The 18,611-nt window shown below is 67.8% G+C and carries 13 protein-coding genes; all 13 read left to right on the plus strand.

Annotated features, from left to right (window positions below; genetic code table 11):
• Positions 1 to 3 precede the first annotated feature (3 nt).
• A complete protein-coding gene (locus tag ACSFA0_RS08130) occupies positions 4 to 720 on the plus strand; it encodes a flagellar basal body L-ring protein FlgH (RefSeq protein ID WP_435449694.1) in 717 nt (238 codons plus the stop codon).
• Between the two features lie 155 nt (positions 721 to 875).
• On the plus strand, positions 876 to 1,946 hold the full coding sequence (locus ACSFA0_RS08135) for a flagellar basal body P-ring protein FlgI (RefSeq protein ID WP_435449695.1): 1,071 nt from the start codon (positions 876 to 878) through the stop codon (positions 1,944 to 1,946).
• A 9-nt stretch (positions 1,947 to 1,955) separates the two neighbouring features.
• Positions 1,956 to 2,954, plus strand: a complete 999-nt coding sequence (flgJ, locus tag ACSFA0_RS08140; RefSeq protein WP_435449696.1) for a flagellar assembly peptidoglycan hydrolase FlgJ — start codon at positions 1,956 to 1,958, stop codon at positions 2,952 to 2,954.
• Between the two features lie 67 nt (positions 2,955 to 3,021).
• Complete coding sequence (locus tag ACSFA0_RS08145) at positions 3,022 to 3,525, plus strand: chemotaxis protein CheW (RefSeq protein WP_435449697.1); 504 nt, start codon at positions 3,022 to 3,024, stop codon at positions 3,523 to 3,525.
• 34 nt (positions 3,526 to 3,559) lie between these two features.
• Entirely contained in the window at positions 3,560 to 5,110 is a 1,551-nt protein-coding gene (locus tag ACSFA0_RS08150) for a methyl-accepting chemotaxis protein (protein ID WP_435449698.1), read from the plus strand.
• A gap of 139 nt (positions 5,111 to 5,249) precedes the next feature.
• Positions 5,250 to 6,806, plus strand: coding sequence for a methyl-accepting chemotaxis protein (locus tag ACSFA0_RS08155; protein ID WP_435449699.1), 1,557 nt, complete (start codon positions 5,250 to 5,252; stop codon positions 6,804 to 6,806).
• 53 nt (positions 6,807 to 6,859) lie between these two features.
• On the plus strand, positions 6,860 to 8,548 hold the full coding sequence (locus tag ACSFA0_RS08160) for a methyl-accepting chemotaxis protein (protein ID WP_435449700.1): 1,689 nt from the start codon (positions 6,860 to 6,862) through the stop codon (positions 8,546 to 8,548).
• Between the two features lie 82 nt (positions 8,549 to 8,630).
• Entirely contained in the window at positions 8,631 to 9,110 is a 480-nt protein-coding gene (locus ACSFA0_RS08165) for a chemotaxis protein CheW (RefSeq protein ID WP_435450925.1), read from the plus strand.
• 54 nt (positions 9,111 to 9,164) lie between these two features.
• A complete protein-coding gene (locus ACSFA0_RS08170) occupies positions 9,165 to 10,874 on the plus strand; it encodes a methyl-accepting chemotaxis protein (RefSeq protein WP_435449701.1) in 1,710 nt (569 codons plus the stop codon).
• 46 nt (positions 10,875 to 10,920) lie between these two features.
• Positions 10,921 to 12,633, plus strand: coding sequence for a methyl-accepting chemotaxis protein (locus ACSFA0_RS08175; RefSeq protein ID WP_435449702.1), 1,713 nt, complete (start codon positions 10,921 to 10,923; stop codon positions 12,631 to 12,633).
• A 124-nt stretch (positions 12,634 to 12,757) separates the two neighbouring features.
• On the plus strand, positions 12,758 to 14,503 hold the full coding sequence (locus tag ACSFA0_RS08180) for a methyl-accepting chemotaxis protein (RefSeq protein ID WP_435449703.1): 1,746 nt from the start codon (positions 12,758 to 12,760) through the stop codon (positions 14,501 to 14,503).
• 28 nt (positions 14,504 to 14,531) lie between these two features.
• The gene (locus ACSFA0_RS08185; RefSeq protein ID WP_435449704.1) at positions 14,532 to 16,478 is read left to right on the plus strand and encodes a methyl-accepting chemotaxis protein; all 1,947 of its coding nucleotides are present in this window, start codon (positions 14,532 to 14,534) and stop codon (positions 16,476 to 16,478) included.
• Positions 16,479 to 16,623: 145 nt separating this feature from the next.
• Positions 16,624 to 18,597, plus strand: coding sequence for a flagellar hook-associated protein FlgK (gene flgK / locus ACSFA0_RS08190; RefSeq protein ID WP_435449705.1), 1,974 nt, complete (start codon positions 16,624 to 16,626; stop codon positions 18,595 to 18,597).
• Positions 18,598 to 18,611 lie beyond the last annotated feature (14 nt).

An 18,611-nucleotide genomic window follows, 5' to 3' on the forward strand; every position in this document is an offset into this window, starting at 1 on the left:
ACCATGCGCAGCCCCGTTCTCTCCGCACGCCCTGTCGCTGCACCCGCAGCGCGCACCCTGGCGCTGCTCGCGGCCGTGGTGGGAGCGGGCTGCGCTCAGATCCCGCGCGAGCCGCTGGTGCACCAGCCGATGACGGCACGCGCCGAAAGCTATGCGGCCGCGCCGGTCCGCCGACCCACCGGCGCCATCTTCCGCGACGGCCCCAGTGCCAATGCGCTGTTCGAGGACCGCCGGCCACGCAACGTCGGCGACATCCTCACCGTCGTCATCAGCGAACGTGTCAACGCCAGCAAGAACTCGGCCGCCAACGCCAGCCGTGCCGGCAGCACCACCGGCACCTTCGCAGGCGGCATTCCGAAGCTGCTCGGCTCGCTGCTCAACGGCCAGGACACCAACCTGTCGGGCGACAACGTGCTCAACGCCAAGGGCGGCGCCAACGCCAACAACACCTTCAACGGCGTGATCACCGTGACGGTGACCGACGTGATGCCCAACGGCAATCTCCTGGTGAGCGGCGAGAAGCAGATGGGCATCAACCAGGGCACCGAGTTCATCCGCTTCTCGGGCGTGGTCAACCCGCGCACCGTGTCCGGCAGCAACACCGTGCCGTCGACCCTGGTGGCCGACGCGCGCATCGAATACACGGCCAAGGGCTACATCGACGAAGCCCAGCACATGGGCTGGATGCAGCGCTTCTTCCTCAACGTGATGCCCTTCTGAATATGACTCACCCCCAGGCTTCGCGCACTTCGTGTCGCTTCTCCCCCCCCCTCGCCGGGGGCAACACCAGCGGTCCGGCGAAGCCGGTTCCGCGGTGTTCCACGAACACTCCTCGCGGCTGGCGCCCGCGTGTCGTCTTCATCGCTCTGGCGTTGATGACCTTCGCAGGCGTCGTCATGCCTGCCCACGCCGAACGTCTGAAGGAACTCGCGAGCATCCAGGGCGTGCGCGACAACCAGCTGATCGGCTACGGCCTGATGGTCGGCCTGGACGGCACCGGCGACCAGACCACGCAGACGCCGTTCACGGTGCAGAGCCTGAACAACATGCTGCAGCAGCTGGGCATCACGATCCCGCAGGGCGTGAACATGCAGCTCAAGAACGTGGCGGCGGTGATGGTCACGGCCACGCTGCCGGCCTTCGCGCGGCCTGGCCAGGCCATCGACGTGACCGTGTCCTCGATGGGCAACGCCAAGAGCCTGCGCGGCGGCACGCTGCTGCTGACGCCGCTCAAGGGCGTCGACGGCCAGACCTACGCGCTGGCGCAGGGCAACATGGTGGTGGGCGGCGCGGGCGCGTCGGCCAACGGCAGCAAGGTGCAGATCAACCAGCTCGGCTCCGGCCGCATTCCGGCCGGTGGCCTGGTCGAACGCGGCGTCGAGGCGCCGCTCGGCGGCGACAGCACCCTGTCGGTGGAACTCAACCGCTCCGACTTCGGCACCGCCAAGGCCGCGGTCGATGCCATCAACCGCGAGTTCGGCGCTGGCACGGCCGACGCGCAGGACGCGCGCGTGATCGTGGTGCGTGCGCCGCCGCCCGAGGCCCGCGTGGGCTTCCTCGCGCGGCTCGAAGGCATCGATGTCACGCCGTCGCAGGCCGCGGCCCGCGTGGTCGTGAACGCCCGCACCGGCTCGGTGGTGATGAACCAGAACGTGCGGGTGCAGGACTGCGCCGTGGCACACGGCAACCTGTCGGTCGTGATCAACACCGAGCCGGTGGTGAGCCAGCCGGGTGCCTTCTCGGGTGGCCAGACAGTCGCCGCGCAGACCTCGCAGATCTCGGTCAACCAGGGTGGCGGCGCACTGCAGATGGTCAAGGGCGGCGCGTCGCTGGCCGACGTGGTCAAGGGCCTCAACAGCCTGGGCGCGAACCCGCAGGACCTGGTCTCCATCCTCCAGGCCATGAAATCGGCCGGTGCCCTGCGCGCCGAGCTCGAGATCATCTGAGGACGCGCGATGACCGTCACGGCAGCCAATTCCTGGGGCGGCGGCGACGTCGCCCGCAGCGGCGCGCTCGACCAGCGCTTCGCCCTCGACGTGCAGGGCGTCGACGCCCTGCGCCGCACCGTGCGCAGCTCGCCGGAAGAAGGCCTCAAACAGGTCTCGCGCCAGTTCGAGGCGATGTTCATGAACATGGTGCTCAAGAGCATGCGCGAGGCCTCGCCCTCGAGCGGCCTGATGGACGGGCAGAACGAGAAGATCTACCGCTCCATGCTCGACCAGCAGCTGTCGCAGAACCTGTCGGGCCGCGGGCTGGGCCTGGCCGAAGCGATGCTGGCGCAGCTGGGCCGCAGCGCCGGCGCGGCGAGCGGGCAGGGCGCCGCCGACGCCGACGGGCCCAGCGGCTTCGCGCTCGACCGCCTGGTGGCGTTCCCGCTCAAGGAAAACGCGGGCATCCCGATCGGCTCTGCGCCGTCGCCGACGCGCGCGGGCACGGCCGACCTGAACCTCTACCGCGTCAACGGCGACCGTGCCGCCGGTGGCACGGACAACCCCTCGCTGCAGGGCAAGGTCGACGACTTCGTCGCGCGCATGGGGTCATCCGCGCAGTCGGCCAGCGCCGCGAGCGGCGTGCCCGCACCGCTGATCCTGGCGCAGGCCGCGCTCGAATCCGGCTGGGGCAAGCGCGAGATCCGCGGCGACGACGGGACGCAGAGCTTCAACCTGTTCGGCATCAAGGCCGACCGCAGCTGGAAGGGCCCGGTCGTCGAGACATGGACCACCGAGTTCGTCGACGGCGAGCCCCAGAAGGTGCGCGCCAAGTTCCGCGCCTACGGCTCCTACGACGAAGCCTTCACCGACTACGCCCGGTTCATGACGCGCAACCCGCGCTACGCCGACGTGCTCAGCACCGACGACCCGGCCGCCGCGGCGCACGGGCTGCAGCGCGCGGGCTACGCCACCGACCCGGACTACGGCAAGAAGCTCGTCCGGATCATGCAGAAGTTCAGCTGAGCGCCCCGCGCCGGCGGCCTTCCACCTCCACCCGCATCTCACGCGCGACGCGCATCGAAAGACACCCATGGCAGACGTACTGCACCGATCGAACCGGTCGTCCTCAGCCCCTGCGGACGGACGACTGGAAGTCGTGACCTTCACGCTCGGCGAAGAGGAATACGGCATCGACATCCAGCGCGTGCAGGAACTGCGCGGCTACGACCCGGTGACCTGCATCGCCAACGCGCCGGCCCACATCAAGGGCATCGTGAATCTGCGCGGGATTCTCGTGCCGATCATCGACATGCGCATCAAGTTCAACCTGGGCGAACCGCGCTACGACGAGTTCACCGTGGTGATCGTGCTGAACATCAGCGGCCGCGTGGTCGGCATGGTGGTCGACAGCGTCTCGGACGTGATCACGCTGAGCCCGGAACAGATCAAGCCCGCGCCGGAGATGGGCTCGGCCCTGGACACCGACTACCTGATCGGGCTGGGCACGCTGGACGACCGGATGCTGATCCTGGTGGACATCGACCGCCTCATGTCCGGCGAAGAGCTGGGCCTCGTCGACGCCTTGCCCGCCTGAGCCGAACCCCACCCACGAGAAAAGAGAGAGACGTATGAAGAACTGGAAAATCGGTACCCGCCTGGGCATGGGCTTCGCACTGGTGCTCGCGCTGGCCGGGGTGATCGCCGCGATCGGCGTGATCGGCCTGCAGCGCGTGGGCGAAGGCACGGACCACATGGCGCAGCGCTCGCTCGCCAAGGAACGCCTGGCCGCCACCTGGCTGCGTGCCACCAGCAACAACAGCGTGCGAACCTTCGCCCTGGTCAAAAGCAACGACCCCGCGGTGCAGGCCTACCTGCAGCAGAACATCGCGACCACCAGCAAGCTGATCTCCGAAACGCAGAAACAGCTCGAGACGACGCTGGAAACGCCGGAAGAGCTGGCGCTGAGCGCGGACATCAAGCGCCGACGCACCGAGTACATCGACCTGCGCAACGCCATCATCAAGCTCAAGGCCGAGGGCAAGGAGGCTGAGGCCGGCCAGATCACCGATGCCCGCCTGGTGCCGATGCTGTCGGGCTACGACGGCAGCATCCAGGCCATGCTGACCCACCAGCAGCGCGAGATCGACCGCACGGCGGCCGGTATCGACTCGCTCTACCGTTCGGGCCGCATCGGGCTCATCAGCCTCACCGTGGCCGCGCTGGCCCTCGGTGGCGCACTGGCCTGGTGGCTGACCCGGGGCATCACCCGGCCGCTGGGGCGCGCCCTGAACGTCGCGCAGGCCGTGGCCGCCGGCGACCTCACCCAGGAAGCGGAGGTCCACTCGACCGACGAGGTCGGCCAGCTGCTGCAGGCCCTCAACGAGATGAACCGCAACCTCGCGAAGATCGTCGGCGACGTTCGCCACGGCACCGACACCATCGCCACTGCTTCGAGCGAGATCGCCTCGGGCAACCAGGACCTCTCCTCGCGCACCGAAGAGCAGGCCAGCTCGCTCGAGCAGACGGCGGCCTCGATGGAAGAGCTCACCTCGACGGTCAAGCAGAACGCCGACAACGCGCGTCAGGCCAACCAGCTGGCAGCTTCGGCGTCCGAAGTCGCCGTGCGCGGCGGCGCAGCCGTGAGCCAGGTGGTGGACACCATGAGCGCGATCAACGCGTCGAGCAAGAAGATCGTCGACATCATCGCGGTCATCGACGGCATCGCCTTCCAGACCAACATCCTGGCGCTGAATGCCGCCGTGGAAGCGGCACGCGCCGGCGAGCAGGGCCGCGGTTTTGCGGTGGTGGCGTCGGAAGTGCGCAGCCTGGCGCAGCGCTCGGCCGCAGCCGCGAAGGAAATCAAGGGCCTGATCGACGACTCGGTGGGCAAGGTGGGCGCAGGCAGCGCGCAGGTGGCCGAAGCCGGCCGCACCATGGAAGAGATCGTGGCGAGCGTTCGCCGGGTGACCGACATCATGGGCGAGATCGCTTCGGCGAGCCACGAGCAGACGCAGGGCATCGAGCAGATCAACCAGGCCATCACGCAGATGGACCAGGTCACGCAGCAGAACGCCGCGCTGGTCGAGCAAGCGGCTGCGGCGGCCTCGTCGCTTCAGGAGCAGGCCGGTGGCCTGTCCCACGCCGTCGGGGTATTTCGCCTGGCGCCCGCTGCGGCCTGAATATCTGGCCGTCATGGCTTCAAGTTTCGCTTCTCCTGCCGATAACCGGAGGTGGCCGAGGCCCGCTGCGACACCTCTGACGGTGTCGGGCAGGTGCCGACAGGCTTGTCCTCACGTTTTTTCTGCAAGGTAGAGCGTCATGAATCTGCGAGATCTGAAAATCGGCGCCCGTCTGGGTGGTGGCTTCGCCGTCATGCTCCTGCTGATGGTGCTGATCGCAGGCGTGGGCACGCTCCGGCTGAATGCGGTGGCGGATTCCACCGCCAAGATGGTCGATCAGGCGCTGGTCAAGGAACGCCTGGCCAACGAGTGGGCCAACCTCCTGGGGCCGAGCATCGTCCACTCCTTCGGCATGGCCAAGGCCACCGATCCCGAGAACGAAGCCTATTTCAAGAAGAGCCTCACGGCGGGCGTGGCGTCCATCAACCCGGTGCAGCAGCAGATGGAAAAGCTGCTCACGGCGCCGGAAGAACGCCAGCTCTTTCTGGCCGTCGCCGACGCGCGAAAACGCGTGCTCGAACACCTGGCCAGCATCAATCAGCTGAAGGCCGCGGGTGACCGCGAAGGCGCCTCCAAGCTCGCAGACACCCAGTACCAGGCGGCGTTGGACGTCTACAAGAAGGCAGTGCACGCGATCGCCGACGCTCAGCGTACGCAGATCGACCAGAGCGCTGCCGAGATCCAGCGCGAGCATCGCAGCGGCGTCCTGCTGTTGGGCGTGCTGGCGGCCTTTGCCGTGCTGTTCGGCGCCCTGTGCGCCTGGCGGCTGACCGTCGGCATCGTGCGACCGATGCGCGGCGCGGTCGACCTGGCCGAGAAGGTGGCCTCGGGCGACCTGAGCAGCCATCTGGCCGCCGGTTCGCGCGATGAGGTGGGCCAGCTGATGACCGCCCTCAAGGGCATGAACGACAGCCTGGCGAAGGTGGTGGGCGAAGTGCGCCACGGCACCGACACCATCGCGACGGCCTCCAGCGAGATCGCTTCGGGCAACCAGGACCTCTCCTCGCGCACCGAAGAGCAGGCCAGTTCGCTGGAGCAGACGGCGGCCTCGATGGAAGAGCTCACCTCGACGGTCAAGCAGAACGCCGACAACGCCCGTCAGGCCAACCAGCTCGCGGCCTCGGCGTCCGAAGTCGCGGTGCGCGGCGGCGCAGCCGTGAGCCAGGTGGTCGACACCATGAGCGCGATCAACACCTCGAGCAAGAAGATCGTCGACATCATCGCGGTCATCGACGGTATCGCCTTCCAGACCAACATCCTGGCGCTGAACGCTGCCGTGGAAGCGGCGCGTGCCGGTGAACAAGGCCGCGGCTTCGCGGTCGTCGCATCGGAAGTGCGCAGCCTGGCGCAGCGCTCGGCGGCAGCGGCCAAGGAAATCAAGGGCCTCATCGACGACTCCGTGAGCAAGGTCGAGGCGGGCAGCCACCAGGTGGCCGAAGCCGGCCGAACCATGGAAGAGATCGTGGCGAGCGTTCGCCGGGTGACCGACATCATGGGTGAGATCTCCTCGGCGAGCCACGAGCAGACGCAAGGCATCGAGCAGATCAATCAGGCCATCACGCAGATGGACCAGGTCACGCAGCAGAACGCCGCGCTGGTGGAAGAGGCCGCTGCGGCTGCCGCCTCGCTGCAGGAGCAGGCCGGCAGCCTGTCGCAGGTCGTGGGCGTGTTCCACCTTGCCGGCGCACGCGCCTGACACTCGACAACGAACGCGGTCCAACGAATCCGCGAAGACCACAGGCACACATCATGCGCATCAACCTCCCCACGACCGCCACCGAATACCTGCTGGCCGAAGGCACGGCACTGGTTTCCCGTACCGACCTGAAGGGTCGCATCACCTACGTGAACCCCGCCTTTGTCGAGGCCAGTGGCTTCACGGTCGAGGCCCTGATGGGCAAGGCCCACAACATCGTGCGGCACCCCGACATGCCGCCGGAGGCCTTCGGCGACATGTGGCGCACGCTCGACGAAGGTCTGCCTTGGACCGGCGTGATCAAGAACCGGCGTGCCAATGGCGACTTCTACTGGGTGCACGCCAGCGTGACCCCGATCAGCCGCAACGGCACGACGGTGGGCTATATGTCGGTTCGCAGCCGACCGGAGCGTGCCCAGGTCGAATCCGCCGAAGTGCTGTATCGCAAGATCCGCGAAGGCGCCGGTCAGAAACTGGTGCTGCGCCACGGCGAGGTGGTGCGGCCGATCTGGGTCCAGCCGCTGGCCGCGCTGCGCCGGGTGCCGGTGCGTCATCGCCTGTGGACGGCCACCGCGCTGGCGGCCCTTTCGACGCTGGCGTTCGGTGCGGCAGGCTGGTGGTCGCTGCCGGCCGGGTCGGCGGGCGCGGGGGCCTGGCCGGCGATCATCGCGGCATTCTCCGTCGCGTCGGCGCTGGGGTGGGCGGGTCTGGGGCTGTTCCTGGACCGCACGGTCTTCAGGCCGCTCGACGACGCCGTCGAGGTGGCCCGCAGCATTGCCAGCGGGGTCCTGGTGAAGTTCACGATCCATCCCGAGGACGAGACCAAAGACCTGCTTCTAGCGCTCAACCAGATGAGCGCCAACCTGTACGGCATCGTTGCCGATGTCAGCGCCAGTGCCTACGGCGTGACGTCCGCGTCGAGCCAGATCGCCTCGGGCAACCAGGATCTCTCCTCGCGCACCGAAGAGCAGGCGAGCTCTCTGGAGCAAACGGCCGCCTCGATGGAAGAACTGACCTCGACCGTCAAACAGAACGCCGACAACGCGCGCCAGGCCAACCAGCTCGCAGCCTCGGCCTCGGAAGTGGCCGTGCGCGGCGGCAACGTGGTGAGCCAGGTGGTGCACACCATGGGCTCGATCAATGCGTCGAGCAAGAAGATCGTCGACATCATCGCGGTCATCGACGGCATCGCGTTCCAGACGAACATCCTGGCGCTGAACGCCGCGGTGGAAGCGGCGCGCGCCGGTGAACAAGGTCGTGGCTTCGCGGTCGTGGCGTCGGAAGTGCGCAGCCTGGCGCAGCGATCGGCGGCAGCCGCCAAGGAAATCAAGGGCCTCATCGATGACTCGGTGCACAAGGTCGAGGCCGGCAGCGCGCTGGTCGGCCAGGCCGGCCAGACGATGCAGGAGATCGTCGAGAGCGTGCGGCGCGTGACCGACATCATGGGCGAGATCACGGTGGCCAGCCAGGAACAGACCCAGGGCATCGAACAGATCAACCAAGCCATCACGCAGATGGACCAGGTGACACAGCAGAACGCGGCCCTGGTCGAAGAAGCAGCGGCGTCGGCGACGGCCCTGAACGAACAGGCCGGCGGGCTCGTGGAGGCGGTGTACGTCTTCAATGTCCAGGCGCCGGCAGCGAAGAAGTCGTCTGCGCGCGCCGGTGGCCGCGCAGCCCCTGCGGCCAGCGTTCCACGCATCGCGTCCGACGCCCGGCGTCGTACGGCCATCGCCGATTGACCCCTCCTTCCGAACGACCTGATTTTTTACAGAGGCGCACGCCATGAACACGACATCGACCCCCACTTCCAAGCCGGCCGACATGGCGGGCGCCATCCGCGCGGCAGACAAGCCGCTCGAATTTCTCTCGTTCACCCTGGGTGACGAGGAATACGGCATCGACATCCAGAAGGTGCAGGAGCTGCGCGGCTACGACGCCGTGACCCGCATCGCCAACGCGCCGGCCTACATCAAGGGCGTCGTGAATCTGCGCGGCATCATCGTGCCGATCATCGACATGCGCATCAAGTTCGACCTGGGCGAGCCGAGCTACGACCAGTTCACCGTGGTGATCGTGCTGAACATCGGCGGCCGTGTGGTCGGCATGGTGGTCGACAGCGTGTCGGACGTGATCACGCTGAGCGCCGAGCAGATCAAGCCCGCGCCCGAGATGGGCTCGACCCTGGACACCGATTACCTGATCGGCCTGGGCACGCTGGAAGAGCGGATGCTGATCCTCGTGGACATCGATCGCCTCATGTCCAGCGAAGAAATGGGCCTCGTGGAGGCCGTCCCCGCCTGACGGCTGCGGACGCCGCTTCGCGCCAACACCACCCCCTCCATACCGGACCTCACCATGACCTCCCTTCGCAATCTCCGCATCGGTACGCGGCTCGCTCTCGGCTTCGCGATCGTGCTCGGCTTGACCGTCGTCGCGGCAGCCTTCTCGCTGGTCAGCGCCGTTCGCAACGCGGAAGCCACGCGGGTCATGATGCAGAGCCCGCTCGCCAAGGAGCGCCTGATCTCCGACTGGTACGTGCTGACCTACTCGGCCATCGCACGAACCGCGATGATCTCGCGCACCACGGACGAGACGCTGCCGGTGGTCTTCAAGGACGTCATCGCCGACAGCGTGAAGAAGGGCAGCGAGACCATCAAGAAGGTCGAAGCGCTGCTGGTCACCGACGAGGAGAAGGCGGTGTTCAAGGAGATCGTGGCCAAGCGCGTCAAGTACCAGGCCGCCAAGGACATGGTCGCCAAGGTCAAGGCCGAAGGCGGCGCGGAAGCTGCGCGTGCTTTCGACGAGGTCTTCACGCCCGCGGCCAAAGCCTACGAGAGCGACGTGCTCGCGCTGCTGGCGATGGAGCGCCGGGCGATCGACGAGATGAGCCAGGCCATCGACGAGGCCAATTCGCGCAGCCTGCAACTCGGCGTGCTGCTGACCGTGCTGACGCTGCTGGCGGGGGCCTGCTTCGCCTTCTTCACCTCGCGCAGCATCACGCGCCCCCTTCGCCGCGCGGTGGAAGTGGCCGAGACGGTGGCCGCCGGTGACTTGCGCTCGCACATCGAGGTGCAGTCGACCGACGAAACCGGCCAGCTGATGCAGGCCCTGAAGAAGATGAACGAGAGCCTGGCCAAGGTGGTCGGAGAAGTGCGCCAGGGCACCGACACCATCGCCACCGCATCGAGCCAGATCGCTTCGGGCAACCAGGACCTGTCGTCCCGCACCGAAGAGCAGGCCAGCTCGCTGGAGCAGACGGCGGCCTCGATGGAAGAACTCACCTCGACGGTCAAGCAGAACGCCGACAACGCGCGCCAGGCCAACCAGCTGGCTGCGTCCGCCTCGGAAGTGGCCGTGCGCGGCGGCAGCGTGGTCGGCCAGGTGGTCGACACCATGAGCGCGATCAACACCTCGAGCAAGAAGATCGTCGACATCATCGCGGTCATCGACGGCATCGCCTTCCAGACGAACATCCTGGCGCTGAACGCCGCGGTGGAAGCGGCACGCGCCGGTGAACAGGGCCGTGGCTTCGCGGTCGTTGCATCGGAAGTGCGCAGCCTGGCGCAGCGCTCGGCCGCAGCGGCCAAGGAAATCAAGGGCCTGATCGACGACTCGGTGAGCAAGGTCGCCGCCGGCAGCCACCAGGTGGCCGAAGCGGGCCAGACGATGGACGAGATCGTGGCGAGTGTTCGCCGGGTGACCGACATCATGGGCGAGATCTCCTCGGCGAGCCACGAGCAGACCCAGGGCATCGAGCAGATCAACCAGGCCATCACGCAGATGGACCAGGTCACGCAGCAGAACGCGGCGCTGGTGGAGGAGGCCGCTGCAGCTGCCGCCTCGCTGCAGGAGCAGGCCGGCACGCTGTCGCAGGTGGTCGATGTGTTCAAGCTCGACGGCGAGTCGATGGCCGATGCGCGCCGGACTGGCAGCCGCGCGGTCGTTGCGTCCTCCAAGCCCGCCAAGCCTGTCAAGTCCGCCCGGGTATTGCCCGCAGCGCGCGCCGCGGCAGCGCCCCGTGAACTGGCCACCGCCGCCGCTGGCGACGGATGGGAAACCTTCTGATTTTCGACACCCCATTCGCACCGAGTTCTCTTCCGGAGTCATGAGCATGTTTTTGAGCAACGTTTCCATCGGCAAGCGCCTGACCCTCGTGGTCGGCCTCATTCTTGCCCTGTCTCTCACCAGCACCGTGCTGGCGGTTCTGAAGCTCCGCCAACTGGGCGAGGAGAGTCGCCTGATGGTGGAGCAGAACATCAAGACGGAGCGCGCCGGCTCCGACTGGCTGCGCCACACGACCGCGGGCGTGCAGCGCGCCGCGGCCATCGCCAAGAGCAGCGACCCCAGCCTGATCGCGTACTTCGCGCCGGCGACGGCCAAGGCGATCACCGAGACCAACGAACTGCAGAAGTTCATCGAGTCGCGCATGGACACGCCGGAGAAAAAGGCGCTCTTCGACAAGATCGGCGCTCTGCGCAAGAGCTACCTGGCCGCCCGTGAGGAGGTCAGCAAGGCCAAGATCGCCGGCGACCTGGAAGGCGCAAACAAGATCTTCGATCAGCGTTTCGAACCCACGTCGCGCGACTATGTGACCGGGGTGCAGCAGATGGTGGAAGCCGAGCGCACCGCCCTCGACGAATCCTCTGCGCGGACCGACGAGATTCGCGCCAACCTGACGACGTTGCTGATCGTGTGCGGCGCGCTGTCGCTGATGCTGGGCGTGGGTCTGGCGTGGTCGCTGGTGCGAAGCATCACGCACCCGCTGCGCCGCGCGGTGGCCGTGGCCGAGGCCGTGGCCGCCGGTGACCTTACCACCCGCATCGACGTGACGAGCACCGACGAAACCGGCCAGCTGATGCAGGCCCTGAAGATGATGAACGAGAGCCTGGCCAAGGTGGTCGGCGAAGTGCGCCAGGGCACCGACACCATCGCCACGGCCTCCAGCGAAATCGCTTCGGGCAACCAGGACCTCTCCTCGCGCACCGAAGAGCAGGCCAGTTCGCTGGAGCAGACGGCCGCCTCGATGGAAGAACTCACCTCGACCGTCAAGCAAAACGCCGACAACGCGCGCCAGGCCAACCAGCTGGCGGCCTCGGCCTCGGAAGTCGCCGTGCGCGGCGGCAGCGTGGTCGGCCAGGTGGTCGACACCATGAGCGCGATCAACACCTCGAGCAAGAAGATCGTCGACATCATCGCGGTCATCGACGGCATCGCCTTCCAGACCAACATCCTGGCGCTGAACGCCGCGGTGGAAGCCGCACGCGCCGGCGAGCAGGGCCGCGGTTTCGCGGTCGTCGCGTCGGAAGTGCGCAGCCTCGCGCAACGCTCGGCGGCAGCGGCCAAGGAAATCAAGGGCCTCATCGACGACTCGGTGAGCAAGGTCGAGGCGGGCAGCCACCAGGTGGCCGAAGCGGGCCAGACGATGGACGAGATCGTGGCGAGCGTGCGCCGGGTGACCGACATCATGGGCGAGATCAGTGCGGCCAGCCACGAGCAGACGCAGGGCATCGAGCAGATCAACCAGGCCATCACGCAGATGGACCAGGTCACGCAGCAGAACGCGGCGCTGGTGGAAGAGGCCGCTGCGGCTGCCGCCTCGCTGCAAGAGCAGGCGGGCAGTCTGTCGCAGGTCGTGAGCGTCTTCACCCTGCACGGTGGCCCTGCCGAGGCCGCACCGCGCGTGCTTCGCCGCGTGGCGCCGACCGCTGCGCCGGCTGCACGCCGCATGCAAGCCACGACACCGAAGTCGCTGCCACCCAAGAGCAAGAGCGCCCCGCCGAAGCTGGCGATGGCTGCGGCCGAAGGCGACTGGACCGAGTTCTGAGTCTCTTCGAGACAAGAAAGAGACGAGGCGACGTCGTCGCCCCGCGCTGAGAGATCCCCCACGGGCGGACCCCTGTTCGCCCCATGGCTTTGCGGGCGCTGGCCTGCCATTGAAAGGAAAAGTAATGCAGTGGTTTCAACAGCTCCGTGTCACGGCCCGGCTGATCCTGAGTTTCCTGGTCGTCGCGGCCATTGGCGCGGCGGTCAGTGCCTTCGGTATCGTCCAGATGGGACGCATCAACAACGCCACCGAGCAGCTCTACAACGAGGAACTGAAAACCCTGCAGGAGACGCAGCAGGCCAACATCCATCTGCTCTACGCCAGCCGGGCCCAGACCGGGCTGCTGTCGGCCTCCACGCGCGGCGAACGCGCCGCAGGTGCCAAGGAGCTGACGTCGTCGCTGACCGCTCTCGATGCGCGCGTGCAGGTGGTGAAGCCTTTCTTCCAGAAGTCGCCCGAAGGCGAAGCGCTGCTCAAGTCGTACGACGCGCTGGCGCCGGCGCTCAAGAAGCGCCTCACCGACTTCGTCGCGCTCATCAACAAGCAGCCGCTGGACATCTCGCAGTTCGACGGCCTGGTGGTCGACGAAAACACCAAGCTGCTGGCCGAGTCCCGCGGGCTCGAAGGCGTCCTCCACAAGATGGTCGACTACGCCGACGCCCGGGCCGAGAGCAGTGCCGCACTGGCCTCGGGCACGTACACGGAGTCCCGTCTCTGGATGGTCGGCCTGGCGCTGGCCGGCATCCTGGTCAGCCTGGGGCTGGGCAGCCTGGTAGCGCGCGGGCTCGCGCGCCAGCTCGGTGGCGAGCCGGCCTATGCGGCCGACATGGTGAGCCGCATCGCCGACGGCGACCTCACGACCTCCATCGACACGCGCCGCTCGGCCCCCGGCAGCCTGCTGCTGTCGATCCAGCAGATGCAGGGGCAGCTCGTCGAGGTGGTGGGGCGCATCAAGGTGTCGACCGACACCATCGCCACCGCCTCCAGCGAAATCGCCTCAGGCAACCAGGACCTGTCGTCGCGCACCGAAGAGCAGGCGAGTTCGCTGGAGCAGACGGCGGCGTCGATGGAAGAGCTCACCTCGACGGTCAAGCAGAACGCCGACAACGCCCGCCAGGCCAACCAGCTGGCTGCATCCGCATCGGAAGTCGCCGTGCGCGGCGGCAGCGTGGTCGGCCAGGTGGTCGACACCATGAGCGCGATCAACACGTCGAGCAAGAAGATCGTCGACATCATCGCGGTCATCGACGGCATCGCGTTCCAGACGAACATCCTCGCGCTGAACGCCGCGGTGGAAGCGGCACGCGCCGGTGAACAGGGTCGCGGCTTCGCGGTCGTTGCATCGGAAGTGCGCAGCCTGGCGCAGCGCTCGGCCGCAGCGGCCAAGGAAATCAAGGGCCTCATCGACGACTCGGTGAGCAAGGTCGCCGCCGGCAGCCACCAGGTGGCCGAAGCAGGCCAGACGATGGACGAGATCGTGGCGAGTGTTCGCCGGGTGACCGACATCATGGGCGAGATCTCCTCGGCGAGCCACGAGCAGACGCAGGGCATCGAGCAGATCAACCAGGCCATCACGCAGATGGACCAGGTCACGCAGCAGAACGCCGCGCTGGTGGAAGAGGCCGCTGCGGCTGCCGCCTCGCTGCAGGAGCAGGCCGGCAGCCTGGTCGAGGCGGTGAGCATCTTCCGTACCGCGGAAGGCGCCGGGCCGATCGAACCGCGCTTCACGCCGGGGGTCGCCAAGCCCGTCGCGCGCAGCGTGCCGGCCCCGCGCGCCAAGGCGGCCGAGCGGACCGCGACCCTGCCGGCCAAGAAGCCGGCGCCCAAGGCCCTGCCTGCCGGCGACGACGCCGACTGGGCCGAGTTCTGACACCAAGCGACCCTCGACAGGAGCAGCCATGACAATGCCTACCCCTTCCCCTGCGTTCGTCTCGCTCGTGCGCACCCTGAGCGTGCGGGCCACGCTGGCGATCTTGGCGGTGACGGGGTTGATCCTGGGCGTGTTCTACATGCTGGCATCGACCCAGCATCGGGAGAGCGCCGCGCACTATGCCCACGCCAAGGCCGAGGCGATCGCCAAGTCGCTCGACATCTTCGATCAGACGATGCAGCTGAATGCCGAGAACGCGTTCGGTGTGTTCCGGGGGCAATTCGCGTCCGATTTCGTGCTGGACGACGCGGCGCAGGGTGCGCTCAGCATGGGTGGCGTGCCCATCGATGCCGGGTCGACGCAGGCGGTCGACCAGTTCGCCGGCACCTTCGCCGGTGCGAACGCGACGGTGTTCGTGGCGACCGGCGAAGACTTCCGCCGCGTCACCACGTCGGTGAAGAAGGAGAACGGCGAGCGTGCCGTCGGGACGCTGCTCGACCGCAAGAGCGCGGCGTACCCGGTGCTGCGCAGCGGCAAGCGCTTCATGGGTCGTGTCACGCTGTTCGGGCGACCCTACATGACCGTGTACGACCCGGTGCGCGATGCGGCGGGCCGGTTGGTCGCGGTGCTGTACATCGGCCTGGACATTTCCAAGCAGCAGGCGGCCTTCGCGGAGGCCGTCCGGCAAACGCGGATCTTCGAACACGGCGGCCTCTACATTCTCGATCCGGCCGGCGATGGGCGGCTGGTGTTCCATCCCACGGCCGCGGGCAAGCCGCTCGCGGACGTGCTGGGCGCCGGTGCCAGCGCCTGGGTGAGCCGCCTCGCCTCACCCGGTGCCCTGTGGATCGACGACGCCCGGCCCGTGCTGGCGCAGGGGGCCGACGGCGACCGCTACGCGTCGGTCGCCACGAGCCAGATGACCGGCTGGCGGGTCGTGGCCGAGGTGCCGGCCGCCGAGGTGCTGAACCCGCTCTATCGGCAGATGGCAGGTCTCGGCCTGTTCATCGCGGCGGCGGCGGCGTTGCTGGGCGTGGCGCTGGTGGTCTACATCCGTCGCACCGTGGGACCGCTGACGGTGCTGAGCCGGCATGTGCAGCGCATGGGCGACGGGGACCTGTCGCAGTCGCTGGCATCGCCGCGTCGCGACGAGATCGGCGCCATCACCCGTGCCGTGGAGACCATGCGCGCGGCCCTGGTGCAGGTAGTGAGCCAGGTGCGCCAGGGCACCGACACCATCGCCACCGCATCGAGCCAGATCGCTTCGGGCAACCAGGATCTCTCATCGCGCACCGAGGAGCAGGCCAGCTCGCTGGAGCAGACGGCAGCCTCGATGGAGGAGCTGACTTCGACCGTCAAGCAAAACGCCGACAACGCGCGCCAGGCCAACCAGCTGGCGGCCTCGGCCTCGGAAGTCGCCGTGCGCGGCGGCAGCGTGGTCGGCCAGGTGGTCGACACCATGAGCGCGATCAACACCTCGAGCAAGAAGATCGTCGACATCATCGCGGTCATCGACGGCATCGCCTTCCAGACCAACATCCTGGCGCTGAACGCCGCGGTGGAAGCCGCACGCGCCGGCGAGCAGGGCCGCGGTTTCGCGGTCGTCGCGTCGGAAGTGCGCAGCCTCGCGCAACGCTCGGCGGCGGCGGCCAAGGAAATCAAGGCGCTCATCGACGACTCGGTGGGCAAGGTGGGCGCAGGCAGCGCGCAGGTGGCCGAGGCCGGCCGCACCATGGACGAGATCGTGGCCAGCGTTCGCCGGGTGACCGACATCATGGGCGAGATCAGTGCGGCCAGCCACGAGCAGACGCAGGGCATCGAGCAGATCAACCAGGCCATCACGCAGATGGACCAGGTCACGCAGCAGAACGCGGCGCTGGTGGAAGAGGCCGCCGCCGCGGCGTCGTCCCTGCAGGCACAGGCCGGCCAGCTGGTACAGGCCGTCGGCGTGTTCCGCGTGGGTGGCGAAGGCTGAACCGCCGGGCGAACGGCAAGCAGAGGCCGGAAAGCCTCGCTGTTCGCGCCATTGAAAGCTCTTCAGTTTCGCCGAGCATTGCCGATAAACAGTGCATGGCACCAGACGGTGCGCCTCACACCCTCTCCAACAGGTATCCAAGCATATGGCCGGCAACATGTTCCTGACGGGCCTCAGTGGCCTCAACGTAGCGCGCAGCTCGTTGGTCACCACCGCCCACAACACCGCCAACGTCTACACGGCAGGCTACAGCCGTCAGACGGCGCAGATCTCCACCAGCGGCGCCATCGCCATGGGTTCCGGCTTCGTCGGCATGGGCGCGCTCGTGACCACGACCAGCCGCAGCTATGACGGCTACCTCACGGCGCAGCTCAACACGGCGCAGTCGGTGGCCGCGGGCCTGAGCAGCTACGGCACGCAGATCGACCGCATCGACTCGCTGCTCGCCGACAAGACCTCCGGCATCAGCCCGCTGATGCAGAGCTTCTTCACCGCGACGCAAGGCGTGGCCAACACCCCGGCCGACCCGGCCGCACGCCAGCAACTCATCAGCTCGGCGCAGGCGCTGGCCACCAAGTTCCGCTCGACTGACCAGTACCTGACGGACCTGAACGGTTCGATCAACGACCAGATCAAGGGCAGCGTCGAGCAGATCAACACCTATGCCACGCAGATCGCCAGCCTGAACCAGCAGATCAGCCAGCTCACCGCCACCTCGGGCGGCCAGCCGCCGAACGACCTGCTCGACCAGCGCGACCAATTGGTGAGCCAGCTCAGCACCGTCGCCGACATCAAGGTGCTCGAGCAGGACAGCGGCAAGTACAACGTCTTCATCGCCACCGGCCAGTCGCTGGTGGTGGGCGACCGCGCGGCGACCATGATGGCCGTGCCCTCGTCGGCCGACCCGACGCGCACGGCGGTCGCCTTGGTCGGCTTGGCGGGCAACGTGATGGAACTCGGCTCGAACGCCATCACCGGCGGCGCGCTCGGCGGGCTCCTGTCGTTTCGCACCGAGACGCTGATCCCCACGCAGAACGCCATCGGCCGCCTGTCGATGACCCTCGCCGGCGCCTTCAACGACCAGCATGCGCTGGGCGTCGACCTCACGGGTGCCGCGGGTGGCGACTTCTTCTCGATCGGCGCGCCGGCCGTGCTCGCGAACGCGAAGAACACCGGCAATGCGGCGATCTCGGCCAGCGTGAGCGACACCTCCGCGCTCACCACGAGCGACTATTCCGTCGAGTACAAGAACGTCGCGGGCACGCCCACCTACGTGGTCACGCGCCTGTCCGACAAGGCGCCGATGGGCGGCTTCGTCGCCGCAGACCTGCCTGCCACCTTCGATGGTGTGACCGTGTCGCTCGACAGCGGCGCGCCGCAGCTGGGCGACACCTTCGTGGTCCAGCCCACCCGCACCGGCGCACGTGACATGACGGTGCAGGTGCTCGACCCGGCCAAGGTGGCCGCGGCGTCCCCGGTGATCACCGGCAAGACCGCCGGCAACCAGGGCTCCGGCCTGATCAGCCCGGCTACCGTCAGCGCGGGCTACCTCGCCACGCCGCTGGCCGCCAACGTCACCTTGACCTACGCGCCGACGAACGGCGGCGAGCTCACGGGCTTTCCGGCGACCTCGGCGGTCACGGTCACGCTGGCCGACGGCACCTCGAACACCTACGCCGCCGGCGCGCCGGTGCCCTACACCAGCGGCGCCACGGTCAGCTTCGACGGCCTGTCGGTCAAGCTCTCGGGCGCACCGGCGAGCGGCGACACCTTCACCATCGGCAAGAACGTGGGCGGCGTGTCGGACGGCAGCAATGCGCTGCTGCTCGCGGGCATCCAGCGCCAGACGCTCATCGGCGGTGGCACCACCACGCTCAACGGCGCCTACGCGCAACTGGTGAGCAGCGTGGGCAACCGCGCCATGGAGATCGGCGTTGCCGAGATCACGCAGGTCAGCGTCGCCGCCCAGATCAAGATGAGCCAGCAGTCGGTCTCCGGCGTCAACCAGGACGAGGAAACCGCCAACCTGCTGATGTTCCAGCAGATGTACCAGGCGAACGCCAAGGTGATCCAGACCGCATCGACCATGTTCGACGCGATCCTCGGCATCTCCAACTAAGCGCTTCGCCCACC

This window comes from Variovorax restrictus, from assembly GCF_051216715.1.
GTDB lineage: Bacteria > Pseudomonadota > Gammaproteobacteria > Burkholderiales > Burkholderiaceae_C > Variovorax.